Source organism: Pseudarthrobacter xylosi (assembly GCF_055412765.1).
In genome coordinates, this window is record NZ_JBVAYT010000007.1 from 152,147 (window position 1) to 171,185 (window position 19,039).

General features: G+C 66.0%; 18 protein-coding genes. 16 read left to right on the plus strand and 2 right to left on the minus strand.

The window, feature by feature from the left end; genetic code table 11:
* The first annotated feature begins 32 nt into the window (after positions 1-32).
* From ACZY1F_RS15695 to ACZY1F_RS15750, 12 genes are all read left to right on the plus strand, one after another.
* Positions 33-1,757 carry a sialidase family protein gene (locus ACZY1F_RS15695; RefSeq protein ID WP_463942857.1) on the plus strand — a complete coding sequence of 575 codons (1,725 nt, stop codon included), beginning with the start codon at positions 33-35 and terminating at the stop codon, positions 1,755-1,757.
* A gap of 174 nt (positions 1,758-1,931) precedes the next feature.
* Complete coding sequence (locus ACZY1F_RS15700; protein WP_463942859.1) at positions 1,932-3,554, plus strand: ABC transporter substrate-binding protein; 1,623 nt, start codon at positions 1,932-1,934, stop codon at positions 3,552-3,554.
* Between the two features lie 110 nt (positions 3,555-3,664).
* On the plus strand, positions 3,665-4,621 hold the full coding sequence (locus ACZY1F_RS15705) for an ABC transporter permease (RefSeq protein WP_463942861.1): 957 nt from the start codon (positions 3,665-3,667) through the stop codon (positions 4,619-4,621).
* Positions 4,622-4,624: 3 nt separating this feature from the next.
* Complete coding sequence (locus ACZY1F_RS15710) at positions 4,625-6,775, plus strand: dipeptide/oligopeptide/nickel ABC transporter permease/ATP-binding protein (RefSeq protein WP_463942862.1); 2,151 nt, start codon at positions 4,625-4,627, stop codon at positions 6,773-6,775.
* Complete coding sequence (locus ACZY1F_RS15715) at positions 6,772-7,578, plus strand: ATP-binding cassette domain-containing protein (protein ID WP_463942864.1); 807 nt, start codon at positions 6,772-6,774, stop codon at positions 7,576-7,578. Before ACZY1F_RS15710 ends, ACZY1F_RS15715 begins: the two co-directional genes overlap by 4 nt.
* A 47-nt stretch (positions 7,579-7,625) precedes the next feature.
* The gene (locus ACZY1F_RS15720) at positions 7,626-8,555 is read left to right on the plus strand and encodes a dihydrodipicolinate synthase family protein (protein WP_463942866.1); all 930 of its coding nucleotides are present in this window, start codon (positions 7,626-7,628) and stop codon (positions 8,553-8,555) included.
* A gap of 72 nt (positions 8,556-8,627) precedes the next feature.
* On the plus strand, positions 8,628-9,575 hold the full coding sequence (locus tag ACZY1F_RS15725) for an ROK family protein (protein WP_463942868.1): 948 nt from the start codon (positions 8,628-8,630) through the stop codon (positions 9,573-9,575).
* Positions 9,576-9,661: 86 nt separating this feature from the next.
* The gene (locus ACZY1F_RS15730) at positions 9,662-10,345 is read left to right on the plus strand and encodes an N-acetylmannosamine-6-phosphate 2-epimerase (RefSeq protein WP_463942870.1); all 684 of its coding nucleotides are present in this window, start codon (positions 9,662-9,664) and stop codon (positions 10,343-10,345) included.
* Complete coding sequence (gene nagA / locus ACZY1F_RS15735; protein WP_463942872.1) at positions 10,342-11,628, plus strand: N-acetylglucosamine-6-phosphate deacetylase; 1,287 nt, start codon at positions 10,342-10,344, stop codon at positions 11,626-11,628. The genes ACZY1F_RS15730 and nagA overlap by 4 nt, the downstream gene beginning before the upstream one ends.
* A 102-nt stretch (positions 11,629-11,730) precedes the next feature.
* Positions 11,731-12,546 (plus strand): CPBP family intramembrane glutamic endopeptidase, encoded by an 816-nt coding sequence (locus tag ACZY1F_RS15740; RefSeq protein ID WP_463942874.1) that lies wholly within the window; start codon positions 11,731-11,733, stop codon positions 12,544-12,546.
* Entirely contained in the window at positions 12,546-13,190 is a 645-nt protein-coding gene (locus ACZY1F_RS15745; RefSeq protein WP_463942876.1) for a hypothetical protein, read from the plus strand. Before ACZY1F_RS15740 ends, ACZY1F_RS15745 begins: the two co-directional genes overlap by 1 nt.
* A gap of 66 nt (positions 13,191-13,256) precedes the next feature.
* Complete coding sequence (locus ACZY1F_RS15750; RefSeq protein ID WP_463942878.1) at positions 13,257-14,096, plus strand: hypothetical protein; 840 nt, start codon at positions 13,257-13,259, stop codon at positions 14,094-14,096.
* A 47-nt stretch (positions 14,097-14,143) separates the two neighbouring features.
* Here the strand turns inward: ACZY1F_RS15750 and ACZY1F_RS15755 are convergent, their stop codons facing one another.
* Positions 14,144-15,094 carry a helix-turn-helix transcriptional regulator gene (locus tag ACZY1F_RS15755; protein WP_463942880.1) on the minus strand — a complete coding sequence of 317 codons (951 nt, stop codon included), beginning with the start codon at positions 15,092-15,094 and terminating at the stop codon, positions 14,144-14,146.
* Positions 15,095-15,185: 91 nt separating this feature from the next.
* On the opposite strand from ACZY1F_RS15755, the gene ACZY1F_RS15760 reads away from it, so the two are divergent.
* Positions 15,186-15,551: a VOC family protein gene (locus ACZY1F_RS15760; protein WP_463942882.1), complete on the plus strand. Its 366-nt coding sequence runs from the start codon at positions 15,186-15,188 to the stop codon at positions 15,549-15,551.
* A gap of 181 nt (positions 15,552-15,732) precedes the next feature.
* Positions 15,733-16,269 (plus strand): MepB family protein, encoded by a 537-nt coding sequence (locus tag ACZY1F_RS15765; protein ID WP_463942883.1) that lies wholly within the window; start codon positions 15,733-15,735, stop codon positions 16,267-16,269.
* Positions 16,270-16,300: 31 nt separating this feature from the next.
* On the opposite strand, the gene ACZY1F_RS15770 is transcribed toward ACZY1F_RS15765, so the two are convergent.
* Positions 16,301-16,738: a VOC family protein gene (locus tag ACZY1F_RS15770; protein WP_463942884.1), complete on the minus strand. Its 438-nt coding sequence runs from the start codon at positions 16,736-16,738 to the stop codon at positions 16,301-16,303.
* 180 nt (positions 16,739-16,918) lie between these two features.
* Between ACZY1F_RS15770 and ACZY1F_RS15775 the strand changes: the two genes are divergently transcribed.
* The gene (locus ACZY1F_RS15775; protein ID WP_463942886.1) at positions 16,919-17,761 is read left to right on the plus strand and encodes an arginase family protein; all 843 of its coding nucleotides are present in this window, start codon (positions 16,919-16,921) and stop codon (positions 17,759-17,761) included.
* A 413-nt stretch (positions 17,762-18,174) separates the two neighbouring features.
* Positions 18,175-18,966: an alpha/beta fold hydrolase gene (locus tag ACZY1F_RS15780; protein ID WP_463942888.1), complete on the plus strand. Its 792-nt coding sequence runs from the start codon at positions 18,175-18,177 to the stop codon at positions 18,964-18,966.
* Positions 18,967-19,039: the final 73 nt, after the last annotated feature.

Here is a 19,039-nt window from a genome sequence, read left to right on the forward strand (position 1 = left end):
GCAGTGCATTACGCGTCGCCTACCATGGAGATATGACATCCCACGTCTTCCAGCCAATGGCGGCTGCCACGCCCGACGTCGAACACGTGCTTGCGGTCCGGGGCGCCGGCGGCTACCGGCAATACAGGATCCCCGCCCTCGCCGTCTCGCGGGACGGCACACTGTTGGCCGCCTATGACGGCCGCCCCAACCTCGATGACCTGCCCAACCCGATCGACCTCCTGCTCCGGCGCAGCACGGACAACGGCCGGACCTGGGGCGGGCAACAGGTAGTAAGGACGGGCGGCGGCCTCCATGGCTACGGCGATCCGAGCCTGCTGGTGGACGTTGAGACCGGCCGGATCTTGATGTTCCACGCCGCGGGAACGCACGCCGGATTCTTCGAAGCGGCGGCAGGGCTCGAGCCCGACGACGATGTGCAGCACTGCGATCTCAGCTACTCGGACGACGACGGCCTGACCTGGCAGCACCGCAGGATCACCGCCCAGCTCAAGCTCCGCCCGCCTGTCCGCCCCGACGAGCCGGACATCACCGGAATCTTCGCCGCGGCGGGGCAGGGCATTCAGATCCACAGCGGCGCGCACCGCGGCCGGCTGGTACAGCAGTTTGTGGTCCTGGCCGGCGGCGAGATCATGGCCGCCTCCGCGTACAGCGACGATCACGGCAGCACCTGGACGCTCGGGGAACTCGTCGGCGCCCGGACGCACGGCCACGCCCCCAACGAAAACAAGGTCGTAGCCCTCCACGACGGCCGGCTCCTGCTGCACAGCCGCGGCACACCGCGCCGCCTAGCCGCAATATCGGACGACGGCGGGGCCACCTGGAGTGCCCTGCGCCCCGTCGAGGACCTCCCGGACCCGGGCGACAACGGCTCGCTGGTCCGCTTCGACGGCCTGCCGTCCCTGACTTCTTTCGCCGACGAGGCCACGGAAAGGTGGTTCCTGGCCACCAACAACCAGGACACGGCATTGCGGCGGAACACGGTGATCAGCCTGTCCACCGATAACGGGCGCAGCTGGCCCGCGAAGCTGGTCCTATGCCCGGGCAGCTCGGCCTATTCGACGGCAACCCGGCTCCCCGACGGCAATATCGGCGTTCTCTACGAGCGCCAGGGTTACCGGGAAATCGTGTTCGCCTCGGTGCCTGCGGAACAGCTTCTTGATCGGCTGTCCACGGAGGGCGAGGCGCCTCCAGCCTCCGCCGACGACGCCGGGCCGGGGCCCTATGGCGATGCCGGACTGGTCTTCGGCATGGAACTGCGATCCATCACGCCCGGCCGCCCGCCAGTCTGGCAGAACGCCGGCGAGTTCCATGTGTTGCAGTCCGGCGGTGAGGACTGGGGCGTGCACACCTGGAAGGAAATCGGCCAGGGCTACTCCGCAGAAGCGGCGCAGGTCATCGGCACCCGGGAGGCACAGGACCTGAACTACGGCCCGATCATTCCCGGCTACAAGGCCGGGGACATCCTGGCCTTCACGGGCCGGGCGCGCAATGACGGCTCCCTGCCAGTAACCGCGGTCCGGTTGTCCGGCCCCGGCTCGGATGCCTTCCCGGCCGCAGACCTCGGCCCCGGGCAGGAAGCCCTGTATTTCACCCCGACTTACACAGTCACGGAGGCCGATGTGGCGCGCGGCTATGCCGAGGTGGCCTACGAGGTTGCCTTCGAAGCGACCGGCGAGCGCGGCGCCACTGCCGGGCGTCGTCGTCGTGCGTTCAGGTTTGACACCGCCTCCGGTGACGTCAGCGAGCCTGAGTGAGAGGGCGTTCACCGAAAACGCGCAGGATCTGAGAGAGCGTCCGGCCTAGACGCGCCAAAAGTGAGAGAGCGTTACAGGACTGGCGCTTGACGTGACCCTGTGATGACGCTTACAGTCGACATACGAGCTCGGACGTCCTACATCCGATAAACCTTCTGGAATGGCGAGGCCCTCATGAACAACATCACCAAGAACCTGCCGCTGGTCAATGACGCCAGCCGCCGGAACTTCCTCAAGCTGACCGGGGCCATGGGCGCCGCTGCAGCATTCACCGCCTCCGTTGCCGCGTGCGGCAGCCCGGCAGCTACCACCACCGGCGGCTCGGCAAGCGCCGCGGCAGTCAACAAGGACCTCACCATCGAAGCGGGCATCTCCTACGCCCTCTCCACCGGCTTCGATCCGCTGAGCTCCTCAGGCGCCACGCCGATGGCCGCCAACCTCCACATCTTCGAAGGCCTCATCGAGCTGCACCCGGCCACCCGCGTGCCGTACAACGCGCTGGCTGCCTCGGACCCCAAGAAGGTCAACGACACCACCTACCAGGTGACCATCCGCGAGGGCGCCAAGTTCCACGACGGCACCCCGGTCACCACCGAAGATGTGGCCTTCTCCTTCACCCGCGTGATGGACCCGGCGAACAAGTCCCTCTTCTCGCAGTTCATCCCGTTCATCCAGGACGTCAAGCCGCTGGACGCCAAGACGGTTGAGTTCACCCTCAAGTACGCTTTCCCCGGCTTCGGCCCCCGCATCTCCGTGGTCAAGGTTGTCCCCAAGGCCTTGGCCACGGACCTCAAGGCCTTCGACGCCAAGCCCGTCGGCACCGGCCCCTACAAGCTCATCTCCGCCGCGAAGGACGACAAGATCGTCTTCGAAGCGTTCGCAGACTACAACGGCCCCAAGCCGGCACTGGCCAAGGGCATGACCTGGCTCCTGCTCTCCGACGCCGCAGCCCGCGTCACCGCCGTCCAGTCCGGCCGTGTCCAGGCCATCGAGGATGTCCCCTACCTGGACATCGACGGCCTGAAGTCCAAGGTCAAGGTTGAATCCGTCCAGTCCTTCGGCATGATGTTCCTGATGTTCAACTGCAACAAGGCCCCGTTCAACAACAAGCTGGTCCGCCAGGCGCTGCACTACGGCCTGGACAAGGACGCCATCATCAAGAAGGCCCTGTTCGGCAACGCCAAGCCCGCCAGCTCCTACTTCCAGAAAGGCCACCCGGACTACGTCAAGGCCAAGAACGTCTACGGCTACGACGCCAAGAAGGCTGAAGACCTCCTGAAGCAGGCCGGCGTCACGAGCCTCGAATTCGAGCTGCTCACCACGGACACCGCCTGGGTCAAGGACGTTGCCCCGCTGATCCTCGAGTCCTGGAACAAGATCCCCGGCGTCAAGGTCTCGGTCAAGAGCATCCAGTCAGGCGCCCTGTACACGGACCGTGTCGGCGCCGGCGACTACTCAGTGGTCGCAGCCCCCGGCGACCCCTCCGTCTTCGGCAACGACGCGGACCTGCTCCTGAGCTGGTTCTACTCGGGCGCCACCTGGATGGAAAAGCGCGCCTACTGGACCGCGCCGGAACGCGCCAAACTGCAGGAACTGATGAACAAGGGCTCACAGGCTGCCGCCGCAGACGCCAAGAAGATCACCGGCGAAATCGTGGACCTCGTCTCTGAGGAGCTCCCGCTCTACCCGATCTTCCACCGCCAGTTGCCCTCCGCCTGGGACGACAAGAAGCTCAACGGCTTCAAGCCGCTGCCCACCACCGGCATGTCGTTCATCGACGTCGGACGCACCTCCTAAAAAGGGCTTGCGTTGCGAAGCCTGCTCTGCGCCCCTCATCCCCCCGGGAGCACGCAGAGCGGGCCTCGCACCATTTTGAACTGCAGCACCCAAACACACCGGAGAACAAATTGGTCACGATATTGCGTCTGCTAGGCCGCAGACTCGCAGCACTGCCATTGATGATCCTGGGCATCACCCTGCTCGTCTTCCTTGTCCTGCAGGCCGCTCCCGGCGACCAGGCAAGCTCCGCCCTCGGCGACGGCGCCAGCGAAGAAGCGAAGCAGCAGTACCGCCAGGAGAACGGCCTGAACGATCCGCTGGTCATCCAGTACTTCGGCTTCCTCGGCAAGCTGCTGCAGCTGGACCTCGGCGTCACCACCCCGCCGGCGAAGTCGGTGGCCTCCATGATCGGCTCCGCGTTCCCGCTGACGCTGCAGCTGACCTTCCTGGGCGTGCTGATCGCCATCGTCCTGTCCCTGACCTTCGGCATCCTCGGCGCCCTCTACCGGGACAAATGGCAGGACCAGCTGGTCCGCGTTTTCTCGATCGCCGCGATCGCCACGCCGTCGTTCTGGCTCGGCATCCTCCTGATCCAGTGGTTCGCGCTCGGCGCCAGCCCCCTGTTCCCCTCCGGGGGAATCGCGACGCCGGAATCCGGCTTCGGCGGCTGGCTCAACTCCATGGCCCTCCCGGCCCTGGCCCTCGGCATCCCGGTGTCCGCGTCACTGATCCGCGTGGTCCGCACCTCGATGGTGGAGGAGCTGGACCGCGACTACGTCCGCACCGCCATCGGCAACGGCGTCCCCTACCGCGAAGTGGTGTCCAGGAACGTCCTGCGCAACGCACTGGTGACTCCGGTGACCGTGCTGGGACTGCGCGTGGGCTACCTGCTCGGCGGCGCCGTCGTGATTGAAATGATCTTCGCCCTGCCCGGCATGGGCCAGCTGATCCTCAACGGCATCACTAACCTGGACGTCAACCTGGTCCAGGGCGTGGTGCTCACCATCTCGGTCACCTTCGTTCTGGTGAACATCGTGGTGGACCTCCTGTACCTGCTCATCAACCCCCGAATCAGGACGGTATAGCTCATGCGTAGCAAGCTTGCTGAACGGCTGAGTGCCCCGGGCCTCCGTTTCAGGGCGCTGCCTTGGGGCTCCCGCATCGCCCTCCTCTTCCTCATCGTGATCGTCCTCTCCGCCGTGTTCGCGCCGGTCATTGCGCCGCACGATCCGCTGGAGACCTTCATCCCCGCCACCCCGCCAGGCGCCGAGCACTTCTTCGGCACCGACCGGCTGGGCCGCGACATCTTCTCCCGCCTGCTCTTCGGCGCCCAGTCCTCGCTGATGATCGGCCTCGGCGCCGTCATCCTGGCCATCCTGGCGGGCGCCCTGCTGGGCTCCTTCGCCGCGACGTCCAGCAAGGCCGTCAACGAACTGATCATGCGCCTCATGGACATCCTCATGGCGTTCCCCGGCATCGCCCTGGCCGCAGTGCTGCTGGCCGCGTTCGGCAACTCTGTTCCCACCATCATCATCGCGATCGCCATCATCTACACACCGCAGCTGGCCCGCGTGGTCCGCGCCAACGTGCTCTCCCAGTACGGCGAAGACTACGTCCGTGCCGAGCGTGTGATCGGCGCAGGCCGCTTCTACATCCTGCTCAAGCACATCGTCCGCAACACCGCCGCCCCCGTGCTGGTGTTCGCCACGGTCATGGTGGCCGACGCCATCATCCTCGAAGCCTCACTGTCCTTCCTCGGTGCCGGCGTCCAGGACCCCGCGCCGTCGTGGGGCAACGTGATCTCCTACGGCCGCAACCTGGTCCTGTCCGGCGGCTGGTGGGCCACCACCTTCGCCGGTGTGACCATCCTGCTCACCGTTCTGTCCCTGAACATCCTCGCCGAGGGCCTCACCGATGCCATGGTGAACCCGAAACTGCGCAAGGCACCTGTAGTAAAGGACGACGACGGTTCGGCAGCTGCTGTTGCCGGCGCTTCGGTGGGTGCCGGCGTCGACACCCAGATCGGCACCTCCGTGGCCCAGCCATCGGTGGTGGAAACGCACGAGCTCGACGGCGTGCGCGCCGCTTTCGGTGATGTCCTCACCGAGGAGCACTACAACGAGGCAGCCATCCTCACCGATCCGAAGCTGGCCGCGGCGAACCCGCACCTGCTGCTGGACAAGGAACTGGAACTGCTCTCCGCCATCGAGGCCCAGCGCACCGACCGCCTTCCCCAGGTACCGGCCGGCGCCCGCAACGTACTGGAGGTCAGGAACCTGTCCATCCGCTTCCCGGGCCGCTTCGGCGACACCGCCATTGTGGATAACGTCTCCTTCACGGTCCGCGAAGGCGAAACCATGGGCCTGGTGGGCGAATCCGGCTGCGGCAAGTCCATCACGTCACTCGCGGTCATGGGCCTGCTGCCCAAGACAGCGCAGGTCACCGGTTCCATCAAGTTCGACGGTAAGGAACTGCTGGATCCGGCCACCAGCCACAGCAGCATCAAGGCCTACGAGGGCCTGCGCGGCGAGCAGATCGCCATGGTCTACCAGGACGCCCTGAGCTCCCTGAACCCGTCCATGAAGATCAAGGACCAGATGGAGCAGCTGACCAGGCGCGGCGGCCGCAAGACCCCCACCGAGCTGCTGGAACTGGTCAAGCTCGATCCCGTCCGGACGCTCGCCAGCTACCCGCACGAGCTCTCCGGCGGCCAGCGCCAGCGCGTACTGATCGCCATGGCCCTGTCCCGTTCGCCGAAGATCGTGGTTGCCGATGAGCCCACCACCGCCCTGGACGTCACGGTCCAGAAACAGGTAGTGGACCTGCTCAACGAACTGCGCGAACAGCTCGGTTTCGCCATGGTCTTCGTCAGCCACGACCTCGCCCTGGTGGCCTCCCTGGCCCACCGCATCACGGTGATGTACGCCGGCCAGGTGGTGGAATCCGCGCAGGCTTCGGAGCTGCTGCAGAACCCCAAGCACGAGTACACCCGCGGCCTGCTCGGCGCTGTCCTCTCCATCGAGGCCGACGCCGTCCGCCTGCACCAGATCCCCGGCACCGTCCCGTCCCCGCGCGACTTCGCCCCGGGAGACCGCTTCGCCCCGCGTTCCCTGCGGTCCGACGCCGACCCCGACCAGCAGCTGGTCCTGACATCAGTCGGAGCTGCCAACGGCGGATCCGCCGCGGGCGACAACACTGACCACTACTGGGCGAGCCACCTGAAGGAGGATGCAAAGTGAGCGTTTCAACCGGCAAACCGGTCATCGAGCTCAAGGACGTCAAGGTCCACCACCACGCACGTGGCGGCGGTCTCTTCCGCCCCAACATCGTCAAAGCGGTCGACGGCGTCGACTTCAGCATCAGCCGCGGCGAAACCGTGGGCATCGTGGGTGAGTCCGGCTGCGGCAAGTCCACCCTCGCGTCCGTGCTCGTGGGACTGCAGACGCCGACGTCGGGCGAGGTCCGGTTCCACGGCAAGCCCGCCATCAAGCGCAATGCGCAGATGCGCAAGGAATTCGGCCGCTCTGTGTCCGTGGTCTTCCAGGACCCGGCCACGGCGCTGAACCCGCGCATGACCGTCCAGGACATCCTCACCGACCCGTTGCAGATCCACGGCATCGGCACCGCAGCCACGCGTGCGGCCAAGGTCAAGGAACTGCTGGTCCTGGTTGGCCTGCCGCAGTCCGCGGCCGAGGTCACGCCGTCGCAGGTTTCCGGTGGCCAGCGCCAGCGTGTGGCGATCGCCCGCGCCCTGGCCCTGGACCCGGACATCATCGTGGCGGACGAGCCGACGTCCGCCCTGGACGTTTCCGTCCGCGCCCAGGTGCTGAACCTGCTCTCGGACCTGAAAACCCAGTTGAACCTCGGCATGGTGTTCATCTCGCATGACATCCAGACCGTCCGCTACGTCTCGGACCGCATCTGCGTTATGTACTTCGGCAAGATCGTCGAGCAGGGCACCGCCAGCCAGGTCTTCGACAGCCCCACCAACGACTACACCAAGAAGCTCCTGGGCGCTGCCCCGAGCCTGCTCCACATCTAGCTTTCCCCCAAGAAGTTTCGTCTAACCACCAATATTTGGAGAACACTGTGACTACTGTCGCGTCCCGCTTCCAGGGCGTCATCCCGCCCGTCGTAACCCCCCGCACCGCCGAAGGCGCCATCGACGTGCCGTCGCTGGAAAACGTCACCAAGCACCTGCTCGACGGCGGCGTCAGCGGCCTGTTTGTGCTGGGTTCCTCCGGCGAGGTCACCCACATGACCAACACCGAGCGCGATCTCGTTGTGCAGACCGTGGCAGGCGTGAACGCCGGCCAGGTGCCGGTGATCGTGGGCGCCGTAGAGCAGACCACCAACCGCGTCATTGAAGAAGCCAAACGCGTCATCGCACTGGGTGCCGACTCGATCGTGGCCACCAGCCTGTACTACGCCATCTCCAACGCCCAGGAGAACAACACACATTTCCGCTCCATCGCCGCCGCCGTCGACGTTCCCGTCTTCGCCTACGACGTGCCGGTGCGCACCCACTTCAAGCTGCCCACCGACCTTCTGGTCGAGCTGGGCCGCGATGGCGTCATAGCCGGCGTGAAGGACTCCTCCGGCGACGACGTCTCCTTCCGACAGCTGCTCATCGCAGCCAAGGACATCCCCAACTTCGACATCTTCACCGGCCACGAAGTGGTTGTGGACGGCGCCCTCCTGGGCGGCGCGCAGGGTGTTGTTCCGGGCCTGGGCAACGTTGACCCGGCCGGCTACAAGCGCCTCTACGACGCCGCCGTTGCCGGCGACTGGGCCGGCGCTGCTGCCGAGCAGGACCGCCTGGCCGACGTCTTCGAAATCGTCTACACCCCCAAGGCCGGCCGCATGTCCGGCAACGCCGCGGGCCTGGGCGCCTTCAAGACCGCCCTGCAGCTCATGGGCGTCATCAAGACCAACGTCATGAGCGCCCCCATGCTCTCCCTGGACGAGGACGAGACCAAGGCAATCCGCGTCATCCTGGAACGCAACGGCCTAGTGTAGTCTTCGCGGCCGGCGGCCGCCTGCATAACCACACCGGTGATTGAGCCTGTCGAAATCCCTGTTAGGAAGAGAATGATGTACGCGATCGGTGTTGACCTTGGGGGTACTAAGACTGCTGCCGGGGTTGTTTCCGCGGACGGGGAGGTTTTGTTTTCGGAGACCATACCTACGCTGAACCGGGACGGTGGCGGCGCGATCCTGGACGCTACGGCGGCGCTGGTTTCTTCACTCATCTCGCGGGCTCAGGCAGAGGGCCTGGATGTGGTGGGCGTCGGGGTTGGTTCTGCCGGGGTCATTGACGCCGCTCACGGGGTGGTGGTGTCCGCTACCGATGCCGTCCTTGGGTGGGCCGGGACCAAGCTGACCGCAGGGTTGGCCGTCCGGCTTGGCCTGGCGCCGGAGGCTGTGCAGGCAGTGAACGATGTCCACGCGCACGCCCTGGGCGAGTCGTGGACGGGTTCCGCCGCAGGAACCGCAAGTTCGCTCCTGGTGGCCTTCGGCACCGGCGTCGGCGGCAGTTTTGTGCTGGCCGGGCACCCGGTCCTGGGTCACCGCTACGCGGGCGGACACGTTGGCCACTTCGCCTCCCCGTACGCATTCCACGCGGGCCAGCCGGTACCGTGCGTCTGCGGCGGCGCCGGGCACGTTGAGGCCATCGCTTCCGGGCCCGCCATCCGCGAGGCGTACGTGCGTCTGGGCGGCAACCAGCCGGTGCTGGACGCCCGCGGTGTTTTTGCCCTCGCCAGCGCCAGCGATGCCATCGCCATCAAGGCTGTGGGCATGGGCGCTGCCGCGGCCGGCCAGGCAGTGGGCGGACTCGCCAACATCCTGGACCCCGAAGTGGTGGTGGTTTCCGGCGGGCTCTCCGACGCCGGCGCCCCATGGTGGAGCCCCATGGAACGCGCCCTGCGCGCCGAACTCCTGCCGGCGCTGCTCGGCCTTCCCGTCCTGCCCGCTAAACTCGGCAACGCAGCAGCAATGGTGGGCGCCGCGCGCCTGGTACTAACCGCTTCGTCCTGACACCGTCGTCCAAAACACTACGCCTGACTACTTCGCTCCACCCCCGATCTTCAGCCAGCTCCGCCAATCTTCCAGAGGAACCGACAGTGATTCTGACCCCCGAAGCCCTCGAAGCCCTGCGCGGACAACTCATCGTGTCCTGCCAGGCGTATCCGGGAGAGCCCCTGCGGGACCCGCGCACCACGGCGCAGTTTGCCGCTTCGGCAGTGATCGGCGGCGCCGCTGCTGTCCGCGTCCAGGGGCTCGCCGATGTCCAGTTCACGCGTGCAGCCGTGGAGGTTCCGGTGATCGGGCTCTGGAAGGACGGGCACGACGGCGTCTTCATCACTCCCACGCTCCGTCACGCTTTGGCGGTGGCCAATGCGGGCGCCCATGTTGTGGCCATCGACGGTACGCGCCGGGCACGTCCGGATGGCCTGACTCTGGCCCAGACGACGGCGGGCATCCACCAAGATTCCCACGCGCTGGTCATGGCGGACTGCGGCTCTTTCGGCGACGCTGCCGCGGCTGTCGAGGCCGGAGCCGACCTGATCGGCACCACGCTGTCCGGCTACTCCGGCGAGCGCCCCAAGACGCAAGGCCCCGACCTGGAACTGCTGGAGCAGATCGCCGCCGCCGGCTTCGGCGTGCCGCTTATCGCCGAAGGCCGCCTCCACTCCCCCGCCCAGGCCCGGCAATGCCTCGACGCCGGCGCGTTCGCCGTCGTCGTCGGTACCGCGATCACGCACCCGGCCACCATCACCGGCTGGTTCGCCGAGGCCCTGAAGTGAACCCGCCGCCGGAACAAACACAGCCGGAACGAGCACAGCCGGAACGAACACAACCCACTCCCGCTGAGCCCGGGAACTACCTGCTGGCCGGCACGGTCCTGACCGACGGTTCGGTCCAGGATGACGCCGTGGTTGCCGTCGCGCACGGCCGCATCGCGTATGTGGGGCCCCGCGCTGGCCTGGCTGAGGCGGCGCTCACCGGCCTTGAAGAACTCGAACTGCCGCCGGGAAGCATGATTCTGCCCGGCCTCGTGGACCTGCACTGCCATGGGGCCGTGGGCGGCGACTTCCCCAGCGGCGACAACGAGGCTGCCAGGACCGCCGTGGACTTCCTGCACCGCAGCGGCAGCACCACGCTGCTGGCAAGCATGGTCACGGCATCCCGCGATGACCTGATGCGCGGCCTGGCAACCCTGCGGCAGCTCGCCGACGAAGGACTCATTGCGGGCATCCACTCGGAGGGGCCGTTCCTGTCCCACGCGCGCTGCGGCGCCCAGGATCCGCGGTTCCTGCGCGAGCCGGACCTCAACCTCCTGGGCGAGCTGCTGGCCGCGGCCGGCGGCCACCTGCGGACCATGACGTACGCGCCCGAACTGCCCGGCGCCGACGCCGTGGTGCGTACGCTCGCCGAACACGGCGTCACGCCGTCGTTGGGCCACACTGACGCGGACGCGCGGACGACGGCGGCCTCCCTCGCCGAGGCGGCGGAGCTGCTGGCGGCCTCCGGCCTGGGTACCGTATCGCGCCCCACCGTCACCCACCTCTTTAACGGCATGCCGCCGCTGCACCACCGCAGCCCCGGACCCGTCGCCGCGTGCCTGCGGCTGGCCGGGGCCGGCACGATTGCCGTGGAACTCATCGCCGACGGCGCGCACCTGGACCCCGAAACGGTCCGGATGGTCTTCGACCTCGTGGGGGCGCAAAATGTGGTGCTGGTGACCGACTCCATGGCTGCCACCGGGCTACCGGACGGCGACTACGAACTTGGCCCCGCCGCCGTCTCTGTCAGCGGTGCCGTGGCGCGGCTCAGCAACGGCACGCTCGCCGGCGGGACGGCCACACTTCTGGACGTTGTGCGGCGAACCATAGGCACCGGAGTGGAGCCGGCCGCAGCTGTTTTGTCAGCCACCGCAGTTCCGGCAGCCATCATCGGCCAGGAGCAGGAAATCGGAAGCCTCCGCGCGGGCCTGCGGGCCGACGTCGTTGTGGTGGACCGGAACTTCCGCCTGGTCATGGTCCTGCGCGAGGGCCGCACCCTGGGGCGTCCCGCCGTCGGAGTTTAGCGCGGGCTCTGGGCTGCCCTGAAAGGCCGCCGCCCAGCTCTGGCGCGCACGCGTGCAGGGGCGGACAATGGGAGCACCTTGCAGTGACTGTTTGGAACCTTCATGCGCCGTTCCACTGGCTGGCTAAAACACCACAGGCTTTTGGCATTCTTTGTCCTGACCTACGCGATTTCCTGGGCATCGTGGCCCGCCTACGCGTCAGGGCTGATTCCGCGCATGGAATTCCTGCCGGTAGGGCCGCTGGCTGCGGCAATCATCGTCATCGCCCTGGCCGAAGGCCGCCCTGGCTTCCGCGACTGGGGCCGGCGACTCATCCGGTGGCGCGTTGGGTGGGTCTGGTACGCCGTCGCGCTTCTCCTCCCCGCCGTCCTTGTCCTCGTCACGGGGCTCATCACCATGGCATTCGGGGCCCCCGCTCCGGGCCTCGCGCAGCTGACGTGGAGCGGGCTGCTGACCGTCTTCGCCGTCCGGCTGGTCAATCCGATGGACGGACCACTGGGCGAAGAACCCGGGTTCCGCGGCTACGCCCTCCCGCTGCTTCAGGCGTCCCGTCCCCCGCTGCTGTCCGCAGCCATTCTCGGCGTCCTGGTGGCCCTGTGGCACCTGCCGCTGGTCCTCTTTGGCGGGCTAAGCATGATCGGCCTCCCGACGACGTTCGCCATCACCTTCCTCTACGTGTGGCTTTTCAACCGCACAGGCGGCAGCGTCCTGCTGACGCTCCTGTTCCACAACAGCCAGGGCACCTTCACGATGGGTTCCTTTGGCTTCACCGGCGCCGACGCCGGGCGCGCGGAGCTGATCTACTTCGTGGTCGTCGTTCTCGCGGTTCTGGCCACTCTGGCGCTGGACCACCGGGCCTGGCGCAAGGCACCCCGCCCGGCCACCGCCGTCGGGCGTTTCTCTCTCAGGAGGAAGTAATGACCTCACCGCTAGTTAAAGCTGCCGGCCCGATCGCCCTGGTGTCCGGCGTCGTCTTCGCTGCTGTGGACGTGGCCCGGCTGCTCACGGCCGACCGGAGTCTTGAGCGCATCGAGATGATGAGGCAGACGCCCTTCATTGTCGCCAACGCGCTGTACTGGGTGGTGTTCATCGGGCTTGTCCTCGCCCTGGTGTCTGTCTACTTCAGGCTCGGTGGCCGGGCGCGAGGACTGGGAGCACTGGGATTCTGCTTCGCCCTCGTGGGCACCCTGGACATGGCCGGCAACATGTGGTTTGACGGCTTCGCCGGGCCCTGGATCGCCGATGCCGCCCCCGGCGCGATCCTTGCCGGCGGGTCTGGAATGCTGGTGATCGGCGGGTTCTCCAGCTACGTGCTCTTCGCCGTCGGTTGGATAATCTTTGGCATCGCCGGGTGGCGTTCACACATGTTTCCCGCGTGGATTGGCCTGCTGTTCGTTGTCGCAGGGCTCCTTGGCTACAACGCCGGGCTGCCGCCCTACGGGATCCCCATCGGCCTGGTCATGGCAACGCTGGGATGGTGGATCATCCGCACAGGGGCACCGGCGACGGCTCCCGGCGGCGCGGCAATATCTGGAGAGTCTGCGGGTCCTCAAGCCACCTAGCCCGGAAGCTGGGCCGCCATGCTTCTGTCCGACGCGGTCCTGCCGCATCGCGCTAGACTTTTGATCATGACCGGTGCCCCTGCCCGTCTTCTGGCTTGGCTCGTCGCCCTGACGATGCTCCTCGCGGGCTGCACTCCCGCGGTCGACATCGACGACGCCGCCACGGATCGATCGTTCGCGACCTCCTCCGCCCGGCCAGCCGCAGACGCCGTCACCCCTGCCCCGCGCTGGGCTCCGACCCCCCTGCCGACTCCGACCCCGGCGCCGGTGCCGGTGCCGGTGCCAACGGCAACCCCGGTCGCCCAGGCGTTCGCCCTCAACCTCTATCAGGAGGGGGACTTCGTGCCGCAGTACACCTTTGACTGGTGTGTTGCGGCGAGCATCCAGATGGCGCACAACCTCATCGACGTCACCGGTGGCGGCACGTGGGCCGATCGCGCTCAGCAGGGCGACCTGTGGGAGATGGCCAGGGCACACTCGTCCAACTCGTTCAACGGCGCCAACCCGTTCGGTTGGGCGGAAGTGCTGACTGAAGCGGGGATGGGGCCATACGCCGTCGTCAGCATCGCCAACTACGAGGACGCCCTGCAAACCGCGGCGCGAGCCATCGCCGACACAGACCGGCCGGTCGGGCTGGTCATGTGGAGTGGTCGCCACGCCTGGGTGATGAGCGGGTTCGAGTCGCTCGGCGATCCCGGCCAGTTCCAAGAGTTCTCTGTCACCGGCGTCCATGTCCAGGATCCGCTCTACCCGCACGGCAGCGGGCAGTGGGGTCCGTCGCCCGCCCCCAACAGCCTGCTCACGCCCGAGCAGCTGGCGACGCAGTTCGTGGTCCGCGAGCCGCGTCGCTGGAGCAGCGACCTGCCGGCCGGCTATCTGCTGGTGCTGCCGCAGGCCGCGGCCTGATCAGGCCTATGTGCCCTTCGGGCCGTCTGGGGCGACAAGCTCATTCCTCAACATTGGTACAGAGCTGCCGTAGCCGCAGCAGCGTCCCGCATAACGGCTTGCGCCTCTGCCGGCGTTGTCACACGCAGGTGGGCGCCGAATTGCAGCAATTGACGCACGGCCGCCACTTCGTCGTAGACCACGGTGATCTCAACCCGGCCAGCGTCCAGCGGTTTGCTGATGGTGAGGCGTGAGCCCAAGATGCGGCGTGCGAGGTCGAGCCTATCGGCGGCAAGCGTTGCAACGACGGTGATGCCGTTGCGTTTCTCGACGGATGCGCTGAGATGCCGGCTCACACCGGCCAGCGACTCCCCTTGGCGCAGGGATCGGCCTGCTGGCAAGACCTCCCAGCCCTGGATTCTTTCCAGCGAATATAACCTCGGGCTCCCGTTGATGTCTGCCACCAAGTACCAACGGCCCGCCTTCGCCAGGAGACCGTAGGGGTCAACTGTGCGCCATGAGGCGCTCTGCTCTACGCTGCTCCGGTAAAGTATCCGCAATCGCCGGCCAGTCTGCAGATCTTTGCCAAGATCGGCGACGCCGGCACCGTGAATCTCGACGGTGAACCAAGGCAGGTTATCGACGACGACCAGCTCGGACAGCGGCAATAGGGAGCCGCCGGCCACGGAACGGCGCGAAGCGAGCTTCCTGTGGGCGGTGCGCGTTGGCGCTTCGATGCCCAGCTGACGTGCCTGCCCGGGATCCAGGCCCAGCAGTTTCAACACATCGATCTCGGTCGGGCTGAGTTTGGACACATCAAGTTGCGACCCGGGCAGCAGGACGATGCCGCCATACCGGCCGCGTTCAGCGAATACTGGCACGTCGGCATCTGCCAGGGCGGTCACGTCCCGAAGAACCGTCCGCACCGATACGTCCAACTCGCCAGCCAAGTCAGCGGCGGTCATTCTGTGGCGCGTCTGGAGCAGCAACATCATCGAGAGCAGGCGCCGGGACTTCACTTCATCATTATCGACCAATACCGGACATGAGATGTCATGTATTGCTGGCAGGCTGGCTCTGGTCAGAAAACCTCAATGAAGGAGCCTTCCCATGACAACACCGAACCTCTTCCTTATCTACGTCACGGACATCGAGCGCGCCAGGCGCTTCTACACCGACCTATTCGAGATGGAGCCCGTCGCCGTGACACCGCGGTATGTCCCCTTCGAGGTCGCCCAGGGAGTGCTATTCGCCTTGTGGTCCGGTCGCGGTGACACTGTCACAGCGTCTACTCCCCGTACCAGCGAGATCGGGCTCATGCTGCCAGGTTCAGCCGTGGCGGTGGACGACTGCTACACAAGTTGGACGGCCAAGGGTGTCACTGTGATCGAAGAGCCGCATGACGACGTCTTCGGACGCACCTTCGTGATTGCCGATCCTGACGGAAACCTCATCCGTGTTTCCCCCATGGACTGACCCGGCACCCAGGCGGCTTGTAGGCAATTCGCCTGCCTGAAGGCGGTGACCTGGACCGCCGCCCGCTGCATATTCCTTGTTCTGGAAGACGGTGACGTGCGGATAGTGTCGGGGTGGTGAGCGTGGAGCTCTTCGTTCACTGCCCGTCGTTGCCGTCGGGGATTCGTTTCGTGGGAGTGTTATGTCTGCTGTTCAGGTCCATCCGGATGTCGCCCTGGTGTTGGGGGTTCTCGGCGGCCTTGCCCTCGCCTGTTCGCCCGCCATAGTCGAGGCCGACAACCATGAGTATGGTGCCGCGGTCTCGGAAATCGGCCGGTCACCGGTTCGGTTCCGGGTCGGCAAGCTCACCCCGACGAAGGTGGGATTGTTCGTGACGGTGTGGCGGCGCTCTCCCGGCGGGTCGACCGAACCTCTGCCTGCGGAGGAGCGCATCGATGTGCTGGTGGTCTGCGTGCGGGAGGATTCACGGTTCGGGGCATTCGCGTTTCCGAAGGCGGCGCTGGTCAAGCATGGCGTCGTGTCTGTGGGGGGCGCCGGAGGCAAGCGAGGGTTTCGCGTCTATCCGCCGTGGTCAGCCACAACGAATCGGCAGGCGAAAAAGTCCCAGCAATGGCAGTGTGAGTACTTCTTCGAGATGGCTAGCGGATCCGCCGTCGATGCTCAGCGAGTTGTTCGACTCTTCGTTGAGGCACAGACAGATTCGGCGATATTTCGGTGAAGCCAAGTCAGGTGGCAGGCCGTTGGGCGTGTCAGTCTTTTTTCAGTTCCTGGGCCAGCATTACAAGGATTCCGCTGGGTCCGCGGAGATACGTGAGTTTGTAAACGTCACCGTAGGTCGCCACGCCGCGTAGCGGATGGCATCCGTGCTTCGCAGCTACCTCGAGGGCTTTGTCGATGTCGTCAACCGAGAAGGCCACGCGGTGCATGCCGATGTCGTTCGGACGAGTTGGGTTCGTCTCGATCGCTTCGGGGTGGATGTATTCGAAGAGTTCCAGTTGACCCTGACCATCCGGGGTTTGGAGCATCGCAATTTTCGCGTGGTTGCCGTCAAGCCCGACGGCGGTGTCGGCCCACTCGCCGCTGACGGTGTCACGGCCGACGACTGTGAGCCCGAGGTCGGTGAAAAAGGCGATTGTTGCTTCGAGGTCTCGAACGGCGATACCGACGTTCTCAAGTTTGATGGCCATGCGTTGAAGCTACCAAGGCGGACCGAATAGCTCCAGCGGCGAACCGGAACTCGACTGAACCGATCCCTTCCTTTGCGCGCCGAAGTCGGGGGCTGGAGGTCGCTCTGGCAGGCTAGGAACGTGATAGCAATCCTGTCTGCACCAAGCAACCTCGGTCTGCGGCCTCCAGGACGCGGCAGTGTGCCCGGCACAGCCAAAGCACCCGAGGCCCTAAGAGAAGCCGGTCTATTCATGCGGCTCGCACAGGTGGGGGCGATTGATGCTGGCGTAGTCCTTCCGGGTCGGTACGTCGACGACGACACCACTCGTTCGGCTGGCCATGTTCGCAACGAGGCTGCGATGGCCGAGCACGCCCACCGCCTAGCCGATCGTCTGGCGGGTGTTATCGAAGGGGGAAACACTCCGTTGGTGGTCGGCGGAGATTGCAGCGTCTTACTCGGAATCGGCCTCGCTCTCTCGCGGCGCGGCCGGACTGGCCTAGTTCACGTAGACGGCCACACTGACTTTCGGCACCCTGGCAACAGCGAGGAATGCGCTAGTGTCGCCGGAGAAGACCTTGCCGCTGCCGTTGGCCTGCACTGGCCAGCAATCGCGAATATGGACGGATTCGGGCCCTACTTCCCCCCTGCTCGTACCGTCCACATAGGGCACCGAGACGATGATGCAGAGGCTTCCGAAGCGCGTCGGAAACTGGGCCTCGTCGTCTCCGCTCAAGAAGCCCTTGCTCAGACGCCGGACGCCATTGCCGCTGCAGCCCTCGAAGTTGCGGGCGCTGGCTACTGGCTGCAGGTTGACGTCGACGTACTCGATCCCAGCGTGATGCCAGCCGTAGATAGCCCCGACCCAGGAGGATTCGCCGCGAATGAACTGACGGAACTTCTGGCTCAGCTCGCCCCATGGGCCTGCGGGGCGTCAGTGACCGTGTTCGACCCTGACCTCGACCCCGACGGACGGTACGCCCGGGTAGTTACCGACGTCATTGCGGACGGTCTCGCGCGATTGGGTCTGGGTGTAGCTGCCTAACCTCCCCGCTCCCGGTAAGGGATCCCTCAGCGTTCATCGAATCTCGTCTGCTGCTAAGGAGTCAAAGGTAATGGTCACGGTTCGGAAGGGTTTAGCTGTAAGGAACTAATGATCTGCTGCCCGGCTTCGGCACCGAGCGCACTGTCGGCTTCGATGGATCCTCTCCGGCCATGACCGCCCCCTTAGTACTGATGTTTCGCCCGGGAGGGTACCCCTTTGGCGGGACACACTTTTCTAGCCCGTCACGCATTCCCGACACGTGAATCGCAGCGGTATTTGGCGTTGTTTTGCCCGGGATAAATGGCACGTGCCGTTGGGCAACCCTGAAGCGACCAGATCGAGTGCGTGAAAGGGATCCTCACCCGACGATTCCTCGCACGGTTCGCGTCACCGGCATGGATTAGGGTGTCGGTATGGAGTGCCGGATCAACGAAGTCCTGGTCCATTACGTCGATCATGGCGTCGGCGTGCCGCTCGTTGCGTTGCACGGCGCCGGTGTTGATCATCGCGAGATCGAGGCGGCGATCGAGGCTATCGTTCCCGACACGCAATTCCGGCGGATCTATCCGGATCTGCCGGGGATGGGCCTCTCAACGACCGACGGCCTGACCTGCAACGACGATGTGGTGGCGCTGCTCTGCGATTTCATCGATCACCTGGGCGCGGGACCGGTGATGCTGCTCGGGCACTCTTACGGCGCCTACCTGGCTCGTGGAGTGGCCGCACGGCGACCAGACACCGTGCTCGGTCTGGCGTTGTTGTGCCCCGCCGCCGAGCGGTCCCGAAACGTGCCTGGCCACAACGTGGTCCGCCAGGACGCCGACGCGTACGACGAACTCGAACCTGGACAGCGGGCGGGCTTCGAGGACTACTTTGTTGTGCGCACACAGGCCACGGCTCGGCGGTACCGCGACCGCGTTGCGCCGGGTACGGCGCTTGTGGACGAGGCTGCCCTGGGGCGCATCTTCGCCGGGTGGACAGTCGACGTCGGACCCACCGCGTTCCCTGCGCCGACCCTGATCGTGGCGGGACGGCGGGATTCGGTCGTCGGGTTTGCCGGCGCGGCCGAATTGCTCGAGTGCTACCCGCACGCCACCCTGGCTGTCATCGAGGACGCCGGCCACGCACTCGTGCACGAACGGCCCGAACTACTTGCCGCATTGCTCGGCGACTGGCTCGATCGAGCTCGACCAGAAGATACATAACTGACCCTGCTGAATTGATCAGCGCGTGCTGACAAGGGAACCTTGCGCGCAGTCCTTCGGACCCGCGGGATAG

Bases quoted from the DNA above. Each gene is read 5' to 3' on its own strand.
- ACZY1F_RS15695 (WP_463942857.1), top strand. From the start codon at position 33: ATGACATCCCACGTCTTCCAGCCAATGGCGGCTGCCACGCCCGACGTC.
- ACZY1F_RS15700 (WP_463942859.1), top strand. From the start codon at position 1,932: ATGAACAACATCACCAAGAACCTGCCGCTGGTCAATGACGCCAGCCGC.
- ACZY1F_RS15710 (WP_463942862.1), top strand. From the start codon at position 4,625: ATGCGTAGCAAGCTTGCTGAACGGCTGAGTGCCCCGGGCCTCCGTTTC.
- ACZY1F_RS15725 (WP_463942868.1), top strand. From the start codon at position 8,628: ATGATGTACGCGATCGGTGTTGACCTTGGGGGTACTAAGACTGCTGCC.
- ACZY1F_RS15740 (WP_463942874.1), top strand. From the start codon at position 11,731: ATGCGCCGTTCCACTGGCTGGCTAAAACACCACAGGCTTTTGGCATTC.
- ACZY1F_RS15745 (WP_463942876.1), top strand. From the start codon at position 12,546: ATGACCTCACCGCTAGTTAAAGCTGCCGGCCCGATCGCCCTGGTGTCC.
- ACZY1F_RS15750 (WP_463942878.1), top strand. From the start codon at position 13,257: ATGACCGGTGCCCCTGCCCGTCTTCTGGCTTGGCTCGTCGCCCTGACG.
- ACZY1F_RS15760 (WP_463942882.1), top strand. From the start codon at position 15,186: ATGACAACACCGAACCTCTTCCTTATCTACGTCACGGACATCGAGCGC.
- ACZY1F_RS15765 (WP_463942883.1), top strand. From the start codon at position 15,733: ATGTCTGCTGTTCAGGTCCATCCGGATGTCGCCCTGGTGTTGGGGGTT.
- ACZY1F_RS15770 (WP_463942884.1), bottom strand. From the start codon at position 16,738: ATGGCCATCAAACTTGAGAACGTCGGTATCGCCGTTCGAGACCTCGAA.
- ACZY1F_RS15780 (WP_463942888.1), top strand. From the start codon at position 18,175: ATGGAGTGCCGGATCAACGAAGTCCTGGTCCATTACGTCGATCATGGC.